This window comes from Micromonospora sp. NPDC085948 (genome assembly GCF_040686315.1).
In the GTDB taxonomy this organism is placed as follows: domain Bacteria; phylum Actinomycetota; class Actinomycetes; order Mycobacteriales; family Micromonosporaceae; genus Micromonospora.
Map to the genome: position 1 here is coordinate 239,370 of NZ_JBFBJW010000004.1, position 14,426 is coordinate 253,795.

A 14,426-nucleotide genomic window follows, 5' to 3' on the forward strand; every position below is an offset into this window, starting at 1 on the left:
GGTGGGCGGTGGGCATGCGGCTCAGCTGTCCGTGGGCGCGGTGTTCGGCCGGGCCTGGGGCACGTGTTCCATCAGCCTGGTGAGCGCGCCGTTGGCGAAGGTCGCGCCGAGCGCCGAGCCGGCCCCGATGGTCCAGCCCACCGGTCCGAGTGGGGTGCAGCCGAAGAACTGGCTCACCCCCGGCGTCTGCACCACCACGACGAGCACGCCCAGTGATGCCGCCGTGGACGCCAGCACGGCGGGGCTGGTGCCGCCGGCCAGGATGGTCTGCCCGAGTTGGGTGCCGACCAGGCTGACCAGGGCGACCGTCCCGGCCCGCTGACGGCGTCCGGTGTATCGGGCCAACGTCCAACCCGCGGTCGCGCCCAGCGTGGTCGCTGCCGCCCGGAGGCCGATCTCCCTGGTGAGGCTCTCACCGAGCGCCGTGTCCGGACCCTCGCGGAGCAGCGCGTCGGTGCGGTCCGACGCGGGTGGCCGGACCGCGATGGCCAGCGCCGGCGCCAGGTCGGTGAGCAGGTTGACCAGCAGCAGTTGTCGTCCGGTGAGCGCGGAGCGGCCGGTGGCCGCGGCGGTCAGCACACTGAACGCGATCTCGCCGAGGTTGCCACCGACCAGGATGCTGAGCGCGTGCCGCACCGACGACCACATCGCCCGCCCCTCGATCAGGGTGGCGATGATGGTCTCCAGCCGGTCGTCGGTGACCACCAGGTCGGCTGCGGCGCGGGCGGCCGGGGTGCCCCGCTGGCCGAGGGCGATGCCGACGTCGGCCAGCCGGATCGCCGGGGCGTCGTTGGCGCCGTCACCGGTCATCGCGACGGTCCGCCCGCACTTCTGCAACGCCTGGATGATCCGCACCTTGTGCGCCGGGGTGCAGCGGGCCACCACATCGGTGTTGGCCAACCGCTCGGCGAGCGCGTCGTCGTCCAGTTGGTCCAGTTCGCCGGCGGTGACCACCCGCTGTTCGTCGTGCTCGCTGATGGTGGCGGCGATCGCCTCGGCGGTGGCGGGGTGATCACCGGTGATCATGATGGTGTGCACACCGGCCTGCCGGATGCGGCGCACCGCCGGGGCGGCGCTCTCCCGGACCCCGTCGGCGAGGGCCAGGAAACCCACGAAGGTCAGCCCTCGGACGTCGTTGTCGGTCACCTTCGGGTCGTCCACCTGGCACTCGGCGACGGCGAGGATCCGGTTTCCCGCTCCGGCCCGATCGGCGAGCATCCGCTCCAGCTCCGCGCGCCCGGCGTCGTCGAGCGGCTCCTGACTGCCGTCGGTGCGCCGGGCCGAACAACGCGGCAGCACCGTCTCCGGAGCGCCCTTGACACTCAACAACAGGCGGCCGTCGGTCTCCCCGACGCTCGCGTGATAGCCACGGGACGGTTCGAACGGCAGCCCGCCGGCAGCCCGCCAACCAGCCGCGCCGGTCTGCTCCACCACCCCGGCCACGCCCGCGCCCCGCCGCACCGCCCGGTCGGTCTGCAACGCCAACTCCTCCGGGTTGGCCGCGGCGGGGGTGGCGCGCAGCGCGGCGGCCAGCGTCAACTGGAGCCGGTCGTCGAGCCGGTCCACCGGGGCGTACCGGTCGCCCACGCCGTCGCCGACCCCGGCGAGCAGCAACTGGCCCTCGGTGAGGGTGCCGGTTTTGTCGAAGCAGAGCACATCCACCCGACCCAGCGCCTCGATGGTGCGCGGGTTGCGGACCAACGCGCCGTGCTCGGCCAACCGCCGGGCGGCGGCCAACTGCGCCGCGCTGACCAGGAACGGCAACCCCTCCGGCACCGACGCCACGGCGAGGTTCGCCGCGGTCGCCGCCGTCTCGGCCAGGGGTACGCCCCGAAGCAGGCCCGCGCCGGCCACCGCCACCGCCGAACCGGCGGCCAACGGGATGGCGGCGCTGGTCAACGAACCGAGGCGGGCCTCCACCCCACTTGTTGGTGGGGCCTGCCGGACGAGCGCCAGGCTGCGGCCGGCTTCGGTGTCCGACCCGGTCGCGACCACCACGGCAGTGCCGTGCCCGGCGGCGACGGTGGTGCCCTCGTAGAGCATCGAGTGTCGATCGGCGATGGCGGCGGCCACCACCGGCCGGTTGGACTTGGCGACCGGCAGTGACTCACCGGTCAGTGACGACTCGTCCGCCTCCAGGCCCACCGATTCGAGGACGCGGCAGTCGGCGGGCACCGAGTCACCCGGCTCCAGGGCGATGACGTCACCGAGGACCAGGTCCTCGGCGGCGAGAACCTGCTCGCCACCATCTCGGCGGACCCGCCCGGTCACCGCCGAACGGGACAGCAGTTCCGCGAGTGACCGTTCGGTGTTGCGTTCGTGCACCGCGCCGATCAGTGCGGATCCGCCGACCACGCTGCCCACGAGCGCGGCGTCGACAAGCGAACCGAACGACGCGGACAGCACCGCCCCGGCGGCCAGGACCGGGGTCAGCGGGTTGGACAACTCGTCCACGAAGGCGCGCAGCAGACCGCCGCGTCCCGGTCCGGCATCGCCGTTCCCGCCACCGTCGTGGTGCCGGCGCTGCGCTTCCGCGCTGGCCAGACCGTCCGGCGTGGTGTGCAGGTGGTCCAGCACGGTTCGGACCGGCATCAGGTGCCAGGCGGTCGCCACCGGTGCCGGGGTGTCCGACTGGTCGCGTAGCCGGCGGGCCTGCCAGACCCCGTTCGCGAAGGCCAACCCGGCCGCGCCGTTGACCGCGACGAGCGCCTTGTGCGGCAGTTGGGTCGGCGGAGCGGTGAACGCGCCCAGTGCCCCGAGACCGGTGCCCGCCATGGCCAGTCTGATGTTCTGCTGGGCCGTACGGCGGGCCACGCCGGTCGCCTCGACGACGAGGGCCACCACCCGCAGGTCGGCGCCCACCAGCAGGTGTGCGCCCCACGGCGGCAGTTCCTCCGGCGCGGCGAGCCCCAGACCGCAGTCGGACGCGCCGAGCGCCCTGCGGTCCGCCGAGACCAGCATCACCACCGCGCCGTCGCGCTGCAACGCGCGTACCGACTCGGTCAGCTGGTCGCCGCCGGGCAGCATCGCGTCGGCGAAGCCGTACCGCTGCTCGTCGCCGCCGGCCACCACCAGCCGCAGGCCAGCCTGCCGCGCGGCGGCCGGGAGGCCGTCGACGCCGGGCGCGGGTTCCGGCTCGACCCGCAGGAGCGCGGCGAGCCGGTCGCCGTGGACGAGACCGAGCAGTTGGCCACCGGCGGAGCGCAGCCGGTCGCCGTCCGGGATGTCAACCGGGTCGGTGCCGGGCAGCTGATCCAGCGGTCCGAGCCGCCAGCCGTCCGCCGTGCGGGAAGCAGCCGGATCGTCCGGGTTGAACAGCGCGAAGGCCTGCTCCGCCACCTGGTCGACGTCCGCGCCCGGCGCCGGCGCCAGATCGGCGAGGACACCCCGGTCCGAGCCGAGCACGGCGGCGTCCAGCACGAGCGTGTCGATCCGGTCCAACTCCCGCAGCACGCTGCGGTCCATCGCGATCACTCCGCGCCGGGCCAGCATCCAGCCAAGTTGCGCGGCGTACCCTTCGCGTCCGCTGCCGGGCGCCTTCGGCAGCGTCGACAAGCCCACCGCGATGGCCCGTTTCGGCCCGGCGAACGGCATCGCCGCCGCACCAGCCGCCGCACCCGCGCCGAGCATGCGGTTGACGTACCGCTCGACCGGCCCGTCCGGCTTCGGCCGGGGACGCTCGACGACCGGCCAGCGGGCGGTGGCTCGATCCGCCTCGCCGGTCAGATGCGGTTCGGCCCGTTCCCAGGCGGCGAGTTGCGCCCGCGCCTCGCCCCACTGCACCACCCGCTGGGCACCGTCCAGGACGATCCCGGTCCAACGGCCGGTCAGGCCCTGCACCACCGCTTCGGCCAGCGGAAAGAGGATGTCGGCGCGGGGGTCGGAGCGCAGCCGTTTGCCGATGAACCCGTGCAGCTTCGGCTGTAGATCGACCGCGGCGAGCACGCCGGCCACCTCACCGGGCAGCGGCGCGAACGGCAGGATCCGGGTGGCCGCCGAGATGGTCAGGCCCAGGGCATCGGAGGCGAGCGCGCCGAGGGTACGGGGGGTGCGCGGCCCCTCCTCCGGCGGATGCGGTGGTGGGATCTCCGGGTCGGGTTCGTGGTCACAGGTCCGCTCGACCCGGCTGATCGTGGCGATCAGGTCGCGCAACGCCGGCTCGGGGGTCTCGACGGCAACCACCACCCGCCCGGACGGGGCGTTGACCCGAGCCCAGGCGACGCCGGGCAGACGCTCCAACGCGCCCTCCACCTGACGGGCCAGCCGGTTTCCGCCGTCCTGGCAGACACCGTGCACCTCGATGTGGTGTCGGCCCGGCCGGGACCAGACCCGCCGCCGCGTCAGCCCGGCCGTCCGGGCCAGCCGGGTCGCCGCCGAACCGACAGTCCGGGACGCCTCGCCGACCAGGTGCGGCATGCCGAAGGACGGCAGGATGCGGCCGGCTGCGCGACCCGCCGCCGTCATCGAGGCGTACGGCTGGACGGACGCCGGTCCGACTCCCTGTTGCTGCTGGTCCTGACCTTGGCCATTTCGTCCTCCCACCGCACTCACGTCCGGCGGCCTGGCTTCCCGACCTGCCATCCGTTATGCCCCCCGAGCGGCGGAATTTTGCGTGGCCGCCGGTGCATGGACGGGGTGGGCCGTGGAACCCGACGACCATCACCGGACATGGGGAGGCCGACATGAGCACGCTGACGCGACATCTGAACGGCTCGGGGGAGAACGTCCGGATGTACAACCGGCAGGTGGCCTTACCGGTGCTGGGTGACGTGGCGGTGCCGCCACCGGACAAGGTCGCCTACTACGCGGGGCTCGGTGTGCTCGCCGCACTCCAGGTCATCGAGTGGCCGATCGCCCTGGTGATCACGGCCGGCCACCTGCTGGCTGACCAGCATCTGTCGGGAGTGGTGCGCGGGGTCGGGCAGGCGCTTCAGGACGCCTGAGGAGAGCCGGGTCACCGGCGATTGACCTGAATCCAGGTTGAAGTCGCATGCTCGGGTCATGCCGAGCACAGTCGCCACCGACGCACCGGCCGTACCGGGGTTGTTCGCACCCCGGTTGCGCGCGATGACGGTGGGCAGCGTCGCCTTGATCTCGTTGCTCGCGTTCGAGGCGCTGGCGGTCGGTACGGCGATGCCGACCGTCGCCCGCAGCCTCGACGGGGTGGCGCTGTACGGGATCGCGTTCGGTGGCCCGTTCGCCACGGGCGTGCTGGCCATGGTGGTCTCCGGCATCTGGTGTGACGCCAGAGGCCCCCGAGGTCCGATGTGGCACGGGGTCACCTGGTTCGTGGTCGGGTTGCTGATCGCCGGGACCGCCCCCGTGATGAGTGTGCTGGTCGTCGGGCGGGTGGTGCAGGGATTCGGCTCCGGGCTGCTCTCGGTGGCGCTCTACGTGATCGTCGGGCAGGCGTACCCGCCGGAACTGCACCGGCGGATCTTCGCGGCGTTCGCGGCGGCGTGGGTCGTACCGTCGCTGGTGGGGCCGGCGGTGGCCGGCCTGATCGTGGAGTACCTGGACTGGCGGTGGGTCTTCCTCGCGGTGCCGGCGGTGGCCGTGCCGGCGGTGTTGTTGATCCATCCCGGCCTGCGGTCGCTGGGGCGGAGCGCGGTTACCCGGCTACCGGCCGGCGCGGCGGGACGGATCGGTTGGGCGTGCGGGGCCGCGGTGAGCGCCGCTCTGTTGCACATCGGGGGGCAGCAGCGCGGCGTTCCCGCCCTGACGCTCATCGCGCTTGCCGTGGTCGGCCTGCTGGTCTGTGCCCCGCGCCTGCTGCCGGCCGGGTTCCTGCGGGCGGCCCGGGGGCTTCCCACGGTGGTGGGCCTGCGCGGGCTGGCGTCGGCGGCCTTCGTCGGCGCCGAGGTGGTCATCCCGTTGATGCTCTCCCGGGAGCGGGGCCTCTCGCCCACCGCCGCCGGGCTGGTCCTCACGGTCGGCGCGCTGGCCTGGTCGGCCGGCTCCTGGTTGCAGGGCCGGATCCCGGTGCCGGCGTCGCGGGCCAGCCTGCCGCGCGCCGGGTTGAGCTGCATCACGGTCGGCACGGTCACGGTGGCGCTGGCCGTCTGGCCGGAGTTGCCGGTGGCTGTCGCCGTGCTCGGGTGGGCGGCGGCCGGCCTCGGCATGGGGCTGCTCTACCCGTCGTTGTCGGTGCTCACCCTGGAGCTGTCCGCCCCCGGCGAACAGGGCCGCAACAGTTCCTCCCTGCAACTGGGCGACTCCCTCTTCGCGGCGACGGTGCTCGCGTTGACAGGTGCCGTGCTGGCCGCGGGGAGCGCGCCCGGCCCGGCCAGTTACGCGGCGACTCTGGCGGTGACGGCGGGCCTGGCACTGCTCGGGGCCCTGTTGGCCGGCCGCGTCGTGGTGGGCGGTACCGCCCGGCCGGGCGGGTGATCCGGGGATTCGGTCGCGGCCGGCCCGGTTGGGCCAGGAGGATGGCGGGCGAGATGCGGGAGTGGGCCGAGGGTCATGCCTGGATCGTCAACGAGATCGTGATCTCGTTCTTCGCACTGCTGACCGTGCTGGACCTGATCCGCTCGGCGTGAGCCGGGGCAGAGCCGGTAACGAACCGCCACGTCGTCTCGTCCATACCGCGTGCGCCGACGGCGTGCCGTGGTCCCCAGCAGGAGAGGAGGAGGACGAGATGAGGGTTCTGGTCACCGGAGCGGGCGGTCGCCTGGGACGTGCGGTGCTGGCCCGACTGCACAGTGCCGGGGTGGGTGTCCGGGCCACCAGCCGACGCCCGCACGCCAGGTCCGAGGCCGAGTGGGTGGTGGCGGACCTCGCGACGGGCCGCGGGCTGTCCGAGGCGCTGTCCGGGATGGACGCGGTGCTGCACCTGGCGTCCGCACCGAAGGGCGGGCAGACCTATCAGGTGGACGTGTTGGGCACCCGCCGACTGGTGGTGGCCGCTGGCGCGGCGGGGGTGGGACACCTCGTCTACGTCTCGATCGTCGGCGTGGACCGGGTGCCGATCCCGTACTACCGGCACAAGCTCGCCGCCGAGGAGGTGGTCGCTGCGGGTCCGGTGCCGTGGTCGGTGCTGCGGGCCACCCAGTTCCCGCAGTTCCTGGACGACCTGCTCGCCTCCAGCGCGCGGCTGGGGCCGGTGATCGGGGACCGGGCGGTGCTCGCCCAACCGGTCGACCCGGGTGAGGTGGCGGCCCGGCTGGCGGCTCGGCTGGTCGCCGGCCCGCTGGGCGCCGTCGAGGAGTACGGCGGACCGCAGGTGCTGCGCTTCGACGAGGCGGCCCGGGCGTGGCGGGAGGCCCGAGGCTCGCGTCGACCGCTGCTGCCGGTACGGATCCCCGGCCGGCTCGGTCGCGAGTTGCGCGCCGGTGGCCTGGTCACCGAGGCACTGCCCCGGGGTGCTCGTACCTGGGCCGACCACCTCGCCGACACGTACGGGGGAACGGGGCGGAAATGAGAGCAACAACGGTTCACGTTCGTCTTACGGTGACGCCATGTTCGCTGTCGTCACCACGGTGATCCTCTACGTCTTCGGTTTCGTCTTCCTCTACGGCGTGATCCGGCTGGGAGTCCGGCACGCATTGGAGGACCTGGAGTTGCAACGGGCCAGGGCCCGGCGCGAGGAGGAGTTGGCAGCCGCCAGGGACCAGTCGTTCCTGCGCGACAACGCGTTCCTCGCCGGCAGTTGAGCACCGGATCGGTTCGGCCCGGGCCGGTGGCGTCCCGAAACGGACCGGGAGCCGTCGGGCGGTTCAGCGTGGCGGATGCGAGGATCGCACCCGTGATGGGAACGCTGAAGACCGAACCCGCCCGCGCCCGCCTGGACCTGCTCGCCCCGCCGGTGGCGGAGGCCATCGCGCAGTGGCCCGCCGAGGCGCCGGTGGACGTCAACGACGTGCTGGTCGCGCCGATCGACGCCGAACTCGCCGACACCGCCGCGTTCTGTGCGGCGTACGAGGTGGGACTGGACGTGTCGGCCAACTGTGTCGTGGTGGCGGGCAAGCGTGAGGGTGTGGTCCGCTACGCGGCCTGCATCGTCCTGGCCACCACCAGGGCCGACGTGAACGGGGTGGCCCGTCGGGCGCTCGACGTCCGCAAGGCGAGCTTCGCCCCGATGGCCGACGCGGTCGAGTTGACCGGGATGGAGTACGGCGGCATCACCCCGATCGGGCTGCCGGCGCAGTGGCCGATCCTGGTGGACGCACGGGTCATCGCCACTCCGCACGTGATCATCGGATCCGGCGTACGGCACAGCAAGATCGCGCTGCCGGGGCCGGCGTTGGGCGCACTGCCGGGCGCGCAGGTCGTGGAAGGGCTGGCCAGGCCAGCCTGAACAGACACCGGCATCGATGTTGTTGCACGTGAAACATCGTGATCATCGATGCCGGGTGCCCGGGTGCCCGGGTGGCTCAGCGTGCCGCTGCCTCGCGCTGCTCGCCTTCCGCTGCCTCGCGCTGCTCGACCTCGCTGAGCGCGGCGAGCAGGGTCTGCACCTCCTGTGCGCCGCTGACCGCGTACTTCCCGGCCAGGACGAAGGTCGGCACGCTGGTGATGCCGAGGTCCCGGGCGGTGGCCAACTCGGCCGCGACCTCGGTGACGCGCTCGTCGGAGTCGAGGAAGCGGCGTGCGTCGGCCGCGTCCAGGCCGATCGTGCCGGCCAGGGTGGCCAGCGCCTCCCGCGAGCCCACGTCGAGCCCGTTGTTGAAGTGCGCCTGGTAGAGCGCCTCCACCATCTCGGCCGCCCGACCGTGGTCGGTGGCGTAGGAGACCAGCCGGTGCGCGTCGAAGGTGTTCGCGATCACCGCGCGGTCGTAGTCCAGCCGAAGCCCGTCCGCGGCCGCGACCTGGGTCACGTGCGCGACCATCTGCTGGGCGCGCTCCGGCCCGCCGAACTTGCCGGCCAGCGCCTGCACCAGCGGGAGCGGCTCGGCGACCGGCGACGGGTCGAGCTGGAACGGCCGGTAGCGGACCGTCACCTCGCCCGGGTAGCTGGCGAGAGCCTCGTCCAGGCGGCGCTTGCCGATGTAGCACCACGGGCAGATGACGTCCGCGTAGATCTCGATCTCCATGATCGGTGGCAACCTCGCGGTCAGGCGAGTTGTTCCCGCACCTGACGCTTGAGCCGGCCCAGGATCGCCGTGCCACCGCGGATCCGCAGCGGGCTGATCGCCTGCGCCAGGCCCATCCGCTGGTAGAGGTCGTCCGGCACGGCCAGCACCTCCTCCGGGCTGGCCAGGGCCAACCCCTCGGCGAGGATCCCGGCGAACGCCCGGGTCGTCGGCGCCTCCGGCGGGCAGTCGAAGATCGTCGTCACGGTGCCGTGCGGGGTCACCTTGGCGCGCAGGAAGAACGACGTCTGACACTCGGGCACCTGCTCCATGCCCTCGCGTTCGACGGTGCCCTCCGGCAGCACCGGGATGACGTCCGCGTACTCCAGGAGCATCTCCAGCACCAGGTCGCGCGGCGCGGCAGCGAACTCGTCGACGATCTCGGCCAGTCGGGCCGGCATGTCAGCCATGCGTCGAGGCTACCGCCGGCCATTCGCGAACAGGTCGGCGGCGCATACCGAGCCCCCGACCCGTTCGTCACACCGTCGGAGACTGCTCGCTGATCTCGCTGAGCGCGCTCGTGGGGTCGAGCTGCATGGCCAGGTCGCCGAGCGAGACGATCCCGACCAGCTTGCGATCGCTGTCACAGACCAGCACCCGGCGGATGCCCCGGTCCCGCATGAGCGCCGCCGCCTCGCCCGCCGTGCAGTGCTGCTCGATCATGACCACCTCGCGGGTGACGATCGAGCCGATGGTGGTGGCCGCGGGCGAGCTGTTCTCCGCCACGGCCCGCACCACGATGTCCCGGTCGGTGAGCATGCCGGCGAGGCTGGCGCCGTCGGTGACCACCACGTCACCGATGTCCGCCTCCTTCATCACCCTGGCCGCTTCGTCCAGGGTGGTCTCCGCCGGCAGGTACACGACTTGCTTGGTCATCACGTCACTGACCCGGTAACCGGTCATGAGAGCCTCCGAAGACGAATACACCCGATCGAACTGATCTACCCGGTGACGCGGTAGCTACACCAGGTTTCCACGTTCCTGACGTACCTCGTGCACGAGTCGGGCCACCAGACCGTCAAGTGGCACCTCGGCGCGCCCGTCGCCGGCCCGTACGCGCAGCTCGACGTACCCCTCGGTGAGTCGGCGGCCGACCACGACGGCCCGGGGGATGCCGATCAGCTCCGCGTCGGTGAACTTGACCCCGGCCGAGACGTGCGTGCGGTCGTCGACAAGCACCCGCAGGCCGGCGGCGGCGAGACGTCCGCCCAACTCCAGCGCCGCGTCGAGCTGCGGCCCCTTGCCCGCAACCACCAGATGTACGTCGCACGGCGCGATCGCGGCCGGCCAGACCAGACCCCGGTCGTCGTGGTGCTGCTCGGCGATCGCCGCGACCGCCCGGGACACTCCGATGCCGTAGCAGCCCATGGTCGGCCGGACCGGCTTACCGTCCGGTCCGAGCACGTCGACCGCGAACGCGTCGGTGTAGCGGCGACCGAGCTGGAAGATGTGGCCGATCTCGATGCCCCGCCGGATCGTCAGCTCGCCGTCGGCGCAGGCCGAGCAGCTGTCCCCGGCGCGCACCTCGGCCGCCTCGATCGTCCCGTCGGGCGTGAAGTCCCGCCCGCAGACCACGTCGGTCGCGTGCCGGCCCGGCTCGTTCGCCCCGGTCAGCCACGCCGAGCCGGGCACCACCCGGGGATCGGTCAGGTAGCGGATGCCCAGCTTGTCGAGCACCTGCGGCCCGAGGTACCCGCGGACCAGCTCGGGATGCTCGGTCCACTCGTCGAAGACAGCCACCTGGGCCGGCGCCAGTGCGGCGCTGACCCGCTTCAGGTCGACCTCCCGGTCCCCGGGCAGCCCGATCACCAGCGGCTCGGCCCGGTCGGCACCCGGCTGCCGAACGGACAGCACCACGTTCTTCAGGGTGTCGGCGGCGGTCCAGCCGTCCCGACCGCCCAACCGGCGGGCGTTCGCCAGCTCCACCAGACCGGCGATCGTCGGGGTGTCCGGGGTGTCGTGCACCTCGACGGCCGGCTGCGTGGTCGGGTCACCGGCGGCCGGCGCCCGGGTGACCACCGCCTCGGTGTTGGCCGCGTAGTCGCAGGCGGTGCAGCCGACGAAGGTGTCCTCGCCGACCGGTGTCGCCGCCAGGAACTCCTCCGACGCGGAACCACCCATCGCCCCGGACATCGCGTGCACCACCGTGTAGTCCAGGCCCAACCGGTCGAAGATCCGCCGGTACGCCGCGCGATGCCGGGCGTACGCGTCCCGCAGCCCCGCGTCGTCCAGGTCGAAGGAGTACGCGTCCTTCATCAGGAACTCCCGGCCGCGCAGCAGTCCGGCCCGGGGTCGGGCCTCGTCGCGGAACTTCGTCTGCACCTGGAACAGCGTCAGCGGGAAGTCCCGGTACGAGGTGACCAGGTCCTTGACCAGCAGCGCCGCCATCTCCTCGTGGGTGGGTGCCAACAGGTGCTCGGCGCCGCGCCGGTCGGCGAGGGTGAAGATGTCGTCGCCGTACTCCGTCCACCGCCCGCTGGTCCGGTACGGCTCGGCGGGCAGCAGCGCCGGGAAGTGCACCTCCTGGTCGCCGATCGCGAACAACTCGCCACGCACCACGTCGGTGATCCGGTCCAGCACCAGCTTGCCCAGCGGCAGCCAGGTGTAGCCGCCCGGCGCGGCGCGGCGGATGTAACCGGCGCGCAGGAGAAGCCGGTGGCTCGGCACCTCCGCGTCGGCCGGGTCCTCGCGCAGGGTCCGGAGCAACAGGGTCGACATGCGTAGCAGCATTCGCGCAGCCTAGAGCGTGTGCGCCCGGCCCGACGATCCAATTCGGCCCGACGGGGGGCGTAACTGTCGAAGTTGGCGCCCAGGGCGGCAACCATCGGCGATCAGCGCGACGTCTGGAAGGGCATCAAGTTCGCCGAGCAGGCCGAGCCGGCGAGCCTGCGGGACATGCAGATCATCAACGCGCTCGACTGACCGGTGCGCCCGACGTTACTGATGCCTGTGAGTCATCACGATGACTCACAGGCATCAGGCTCATCAGGGCAGGGTCGACCGGCCGGAGGCCCAACCCGCGACTGCGCCGGACGATCCGGCCCGCCAATGACCTCCGCCACGTCGCCCGATCGGGGCACTACCCGCCGCGCCCGCGGTGACAGACTGGTCGCCGCAGGCAACGAGCGGTGTGAGGGGGCGCGGGTGCGCTGGCGCAGTTTTGTCGCGGTCGGGGACAGTTTCACCGAAGGCATGGATGACGCGTACCCGGACGGCACCTTCCGGGGCTGGGCAGACCTGGTGGCGACCCGCCTCGCCGCCGAGGCGGGACCCGACTTCCGGTACGCGAACCTGGCCATCCGGGGTCGGCTCTTCCCCAGCGTGGTAGCCGAGCAGGTGCCGTCGGCCGTGGCGATGAAGCCGGACCTGATCAGTTTCGCGGCCGGCGGCAACGACGTGCTGCGCCGTACCTTCGATCCGGACACGCTGGTGTCCCGCTTCGACGAGGTGGTCCGGCAACTGCGTTCGGGCGGCGCGGACGTGCTGCTCTTCCGGTTCGCCGACGTGATGGCCCGACTGCCCGGCCAGCGCCTCGTCGCCCCCCGGGTGCAGTTGCTCAACCAGGCCGTCGGGGAGACCGCCGAGCGGCACGGCGCGATCATGGTCGACCTGTACGCCGACGACGTGTTCCTCAACCCGATGCTGTGGAGCACCGATCGGTTGCACCTCTCCCCGGCAGGTCACCGGCGGGTCGCGGGGCAGGTGTTAAACGCGCTCGGGGTCGGTTGCGACGAGGAGTGGCTGATGGTCCCGCCGCACCCGGCGCCGTCGCCGTGGTTGGCGGCCCGTGCCGCCGACGTGCGGTGGGCCGGTCGGCACCTCGCACCCTGGGTGAAGCGACGGCTGACCGGCCGGTCGTCCGGCGACACCGTGACGGCGAAGCGCCCGCTGCTCGGGCCGATCGTCGACTGACCGTGCGCACGCTGCACACCGCTCCACTGCTGCGACGTACCGCCGATGGTGCGTCGCAACCCGATCACGCCGTGCTGGTGAGCGGGGACCGCATCGAGGCCGTCGGACCGCTGGCCGACCTGCGCGCGGCGTACGCGGATGTCCGGGTCCGCCGGTGGCCCGGCACCCTGGGGCCGGGCCTGCTGCACGACGCCCCGCTGCCGGCAGCGCCCACCCCACGCGAGCGGGTGCACGCGTTGCTGCGGACCGGGGTGACAGCGGTGCTGGCAGAGCACCTGGCCGACCCGGCGCTGCGGGTCGCCGTCGACCGGGGCGACCTGCTCGCGCTGCCCGCCGCGGTGCCGCCCACGCTGCGTCCGGGTGAGCGCGCCGATCTCGCGGTCCATGCCGCCGACGGTGTCTGCCTGGTGACCGTGGTCGCCGGCCGGATCGCCCACCGCCGCGCCTGAGGCCCGTCACGTGCGCTCCGTCGCACCCCGATGGCCGTTCACCGGCCCGGGTTACGGCGTAGTTTGGGGATCATGTCTGTGCCGAACGATCCTGATCCCCGCCTTCAGTCGTACGCAGATCCGCAACGGCTGGTCACCACCGAGTGGCTGGCCGAGCACCTGGGCGACGAGGGCCTCGTGGTTGTCGAGTCCGACGAGGACGTACTGCTCTACGAATCGGGTCACATCCCCGGTGCTGTCAAGGTCGACTGGCACCTGGAGCTGAACGACCAGGTGACCCGCGACTATCTGGATGCCGAGCGCTTCGCCGAGTTGTGCGCCGCGAAGGGCATCGGCCGGGATGACACGGTCGTCTTCTACGGCGACAACTTCAACTGGTGGGCCGCGTACGCCCTATGGGTGTTCTCGCTCTTCGGCCACGCCGACGTGCGGCTGCTCGACGGCGGCCGGCAGAAGTGGATCGCCGAGGGGCGCGAGGTGACCCGCGACAAGCCGGCCCGTCCCCGCGCCGACTACCCGGTGCCGCTGCGCGACGACGCGCCGCTGCGGGCCTACCGTGAGCAGGTCATGGCGCACATCGCCGCCGGCCGGCCGCTTGTCGATGTCCGGTCGCCGGGTGAGTACACGGGCGAGACGCTGCACATGCCGGACTACCCGCAGGAGGGCGCGCTGCGGGGCGGCCACATCCCGGGCGCGGTCAGCAAGCCGTGGAAGTCGGCCGCCAACGAGGACGGCACGTTCAAGTCGGCCGACGAGCTGAAGGCGATCTACGCCGACCAGCTCGGGCTGAGCCCCGACGACGACGTGATCGCGTACTGCCGGATCGGCGAGCGGTCCAGCCACACCTGGTTCGTGCTGCGGCACCTGTTGGGCTACCCGCAGGTACGCAACTACGACGGCTCGTGGACCGAGTGGGGCAACCTGGTCCGGGCACCCGTCGTCAAGGGCGACCAGCCCGGTGGCCTGGCCGCCTGACCGGCCGGTATCGGTG

12 protein-coding genes and 1 pseudogene are annotated in these 14,426 nt (G+C 72.6%); 8 read left to right on the top strand and 5 right to left on the bottom strand.

Features of this window, described 5'->3' with window-relative positions:
* Positions 1-21: 21 nt before the first annotated feature.
* Positions 22-4,464, bottom strand: a complete 4,443-nt coding sequence (locus AB0O48_RS13575) for an HAD-IC family P-type ATPase (RefSeq protein ID WP_365065899.1) — start codon at positions 4,462-4,464, stop codon at positions 22-24.
* A gap of 162 nt (positions 4,465-4,626) precedes the next feature.
* Here AB0O48_RS13575 and AB0O48_RS13580 point away from each other — a divergent pair.
* The 5 genes and pseudogenes from AB0O48_RS13580 to AB0O48_RS13600 all read left to right on the top strand — a co-directional run bounded on the left by AB0O48_RS13580 (position 4,627) and on the right by AB0O48_RS13600 (position 8,299).
* A pseudogene (locus AB0O48_RS13580) lies at positions 4,627-4,943 on the top strand (hypothetical protein).
* Between the two features lie 58 nt (positions 4,944-5,001).
* Positions 5,002-6,390, top strand: a complete 1,389-nt coding sequence (locus AB0O48_RS13585) for an MFS transporter (RefSeq protein WP_365065462.1) — start codon at positions 5,002-5,004, stop codon at positions 6,388-6,390.
* Positions 6,391-6,640: 250 nt separating this feature from the next.
* Complete coding sequence (locus AB0O48_RS13590; protein WP_365065465.1) at positions 6,641-7,423, top strand: NAD(P)H-binding protein; 783 nt, start codon at positions 6,641-6,643, stop codon at positions 7,421-7,423.
* A 37-nt stretch (positions 7,424-7,460) separates the two neighbouring features.
* Positions 7,461-7,655 carry a hypothetical protein gene (locus AB0O48_RS13595; protein WP_357243056.1) on the top strand — a complete coding sequence of 65 codons (195 nt, stop codon included), beginning with the start codon at positions 7,461-7,463 and terminating at the stop codon, positions 7,653-7,655.
* 95 nt (positions 7,656-7,750) lie between these two features.
* Positions 7,751-8,299: a YbaK/EbsC family protein gene (locus tag AB0O48_RS13600; RefSeq protein ID WP_357244069.1), complete on the top strand. Its 549-nt coding sequence runs from the start codon at positions 7,751-7,753 to the stop codon at positions 8,297-8,299.
* Positions 8,300-8,375: 76 nt separating this feature from the next.
* On the opposite strand, the gene AB0O48_RS13605 is transcribed toward AB0O48_RS13600, so the two are convergent.
* The 4 genes from AB0O48_RS13605 to AB0O48_RS13620 all read right to left on the bottom strand — a co-directional run bounded on the left by AB0O48_RS13605 (position 8,376) and on the right by AB0O48_RS13620 (position 11,804).
* Entirely contained in the window at positions 8,376-9,035 is a 660-nt protein-coding gene (locus AB0O48_RS13605; protein WP_365065469.1) for a DsbA family oxidoreductase, read from the bottom strand.
* A 20-nt stretch (positions 9,036-9,055) separates the two neighbouring features.
* Positions 9,056-9,484 (bottom strand): SufE family protein, encoded by a 429-nt coding sequence (locus AB0O48_RS13610; protein WP_357243062.1) that lies wholly within the window; start codon positions 9,482-9,484, stop codon positions 9,056-9,058.
* Between the two features lie 67 nt (positions 9,485-9,551).
* Positions 9,552-9,977, bottom strand: coding sequence for a CBS domain-containing protein (locus AB0O48_RS13615; protein WP_030487636.1), 426 nt, complete (start codon positions 9,975-9,977; stop codon positions 9,552-9,554).
* Positions 9,978-10,034: 57 nt separating this feature from the next.
* Entirely contained in the window at positions 10,035-11,804 is a 1,770-nt protein-coding gene (locus tag AB0O48_RS13620) for a proline--tRNA ligase (protein WP_365065473.1), read from the bottom strand.
* A 414-nt stretch (positions 11,805-12,218) separates the two neighbouring features.
* Here AB0O48_RS13620 and AB0O48_RS13625 point away from each other — a divergent pair, with 414 nt between their 5' ends.
* From AB0O48_RS13625 to AB0O48_RS13635, 3 genes are all read left to right on the top strand, one after another.
* Entirely contained in the window at positions 12,219-12,986 is a 768-nt protein-coding gene (locus tag AB0O48_RS13625) for an SGNH/GDSL hydrolase family protein (protein ID WP_357243071.1), read from the top strand.
* Positions 12,987-12,988: 2 nt separating this feature from the next.
* The gene (locus AB0O48_RS13630; protein WP_357243074.1) at positions 12,989-13,435 is read left to right on the top strand and encodes a hypothetical protein; all 447 of its coding nucleotides are present in this window, start codon (positions 12,989-12,991) and stop codon (positions 13,433-13,435) included.
* Between the two features lie 72 nt (positions 13,436-13,507).
* The gene (locus AB0O48_RS13635) at positions 13,508-14,410 is read left to right on the top strand and encodes a sulfurtransferase (protein WP_365065478.1); all 903 of its coding nucleotides are present in this window, start codon (positions 13,508-13,510) and stop codon (positions 14,408-14,410) included.
* Positions 14,411-14,426 lie beyond the last annotated feature (16 nt).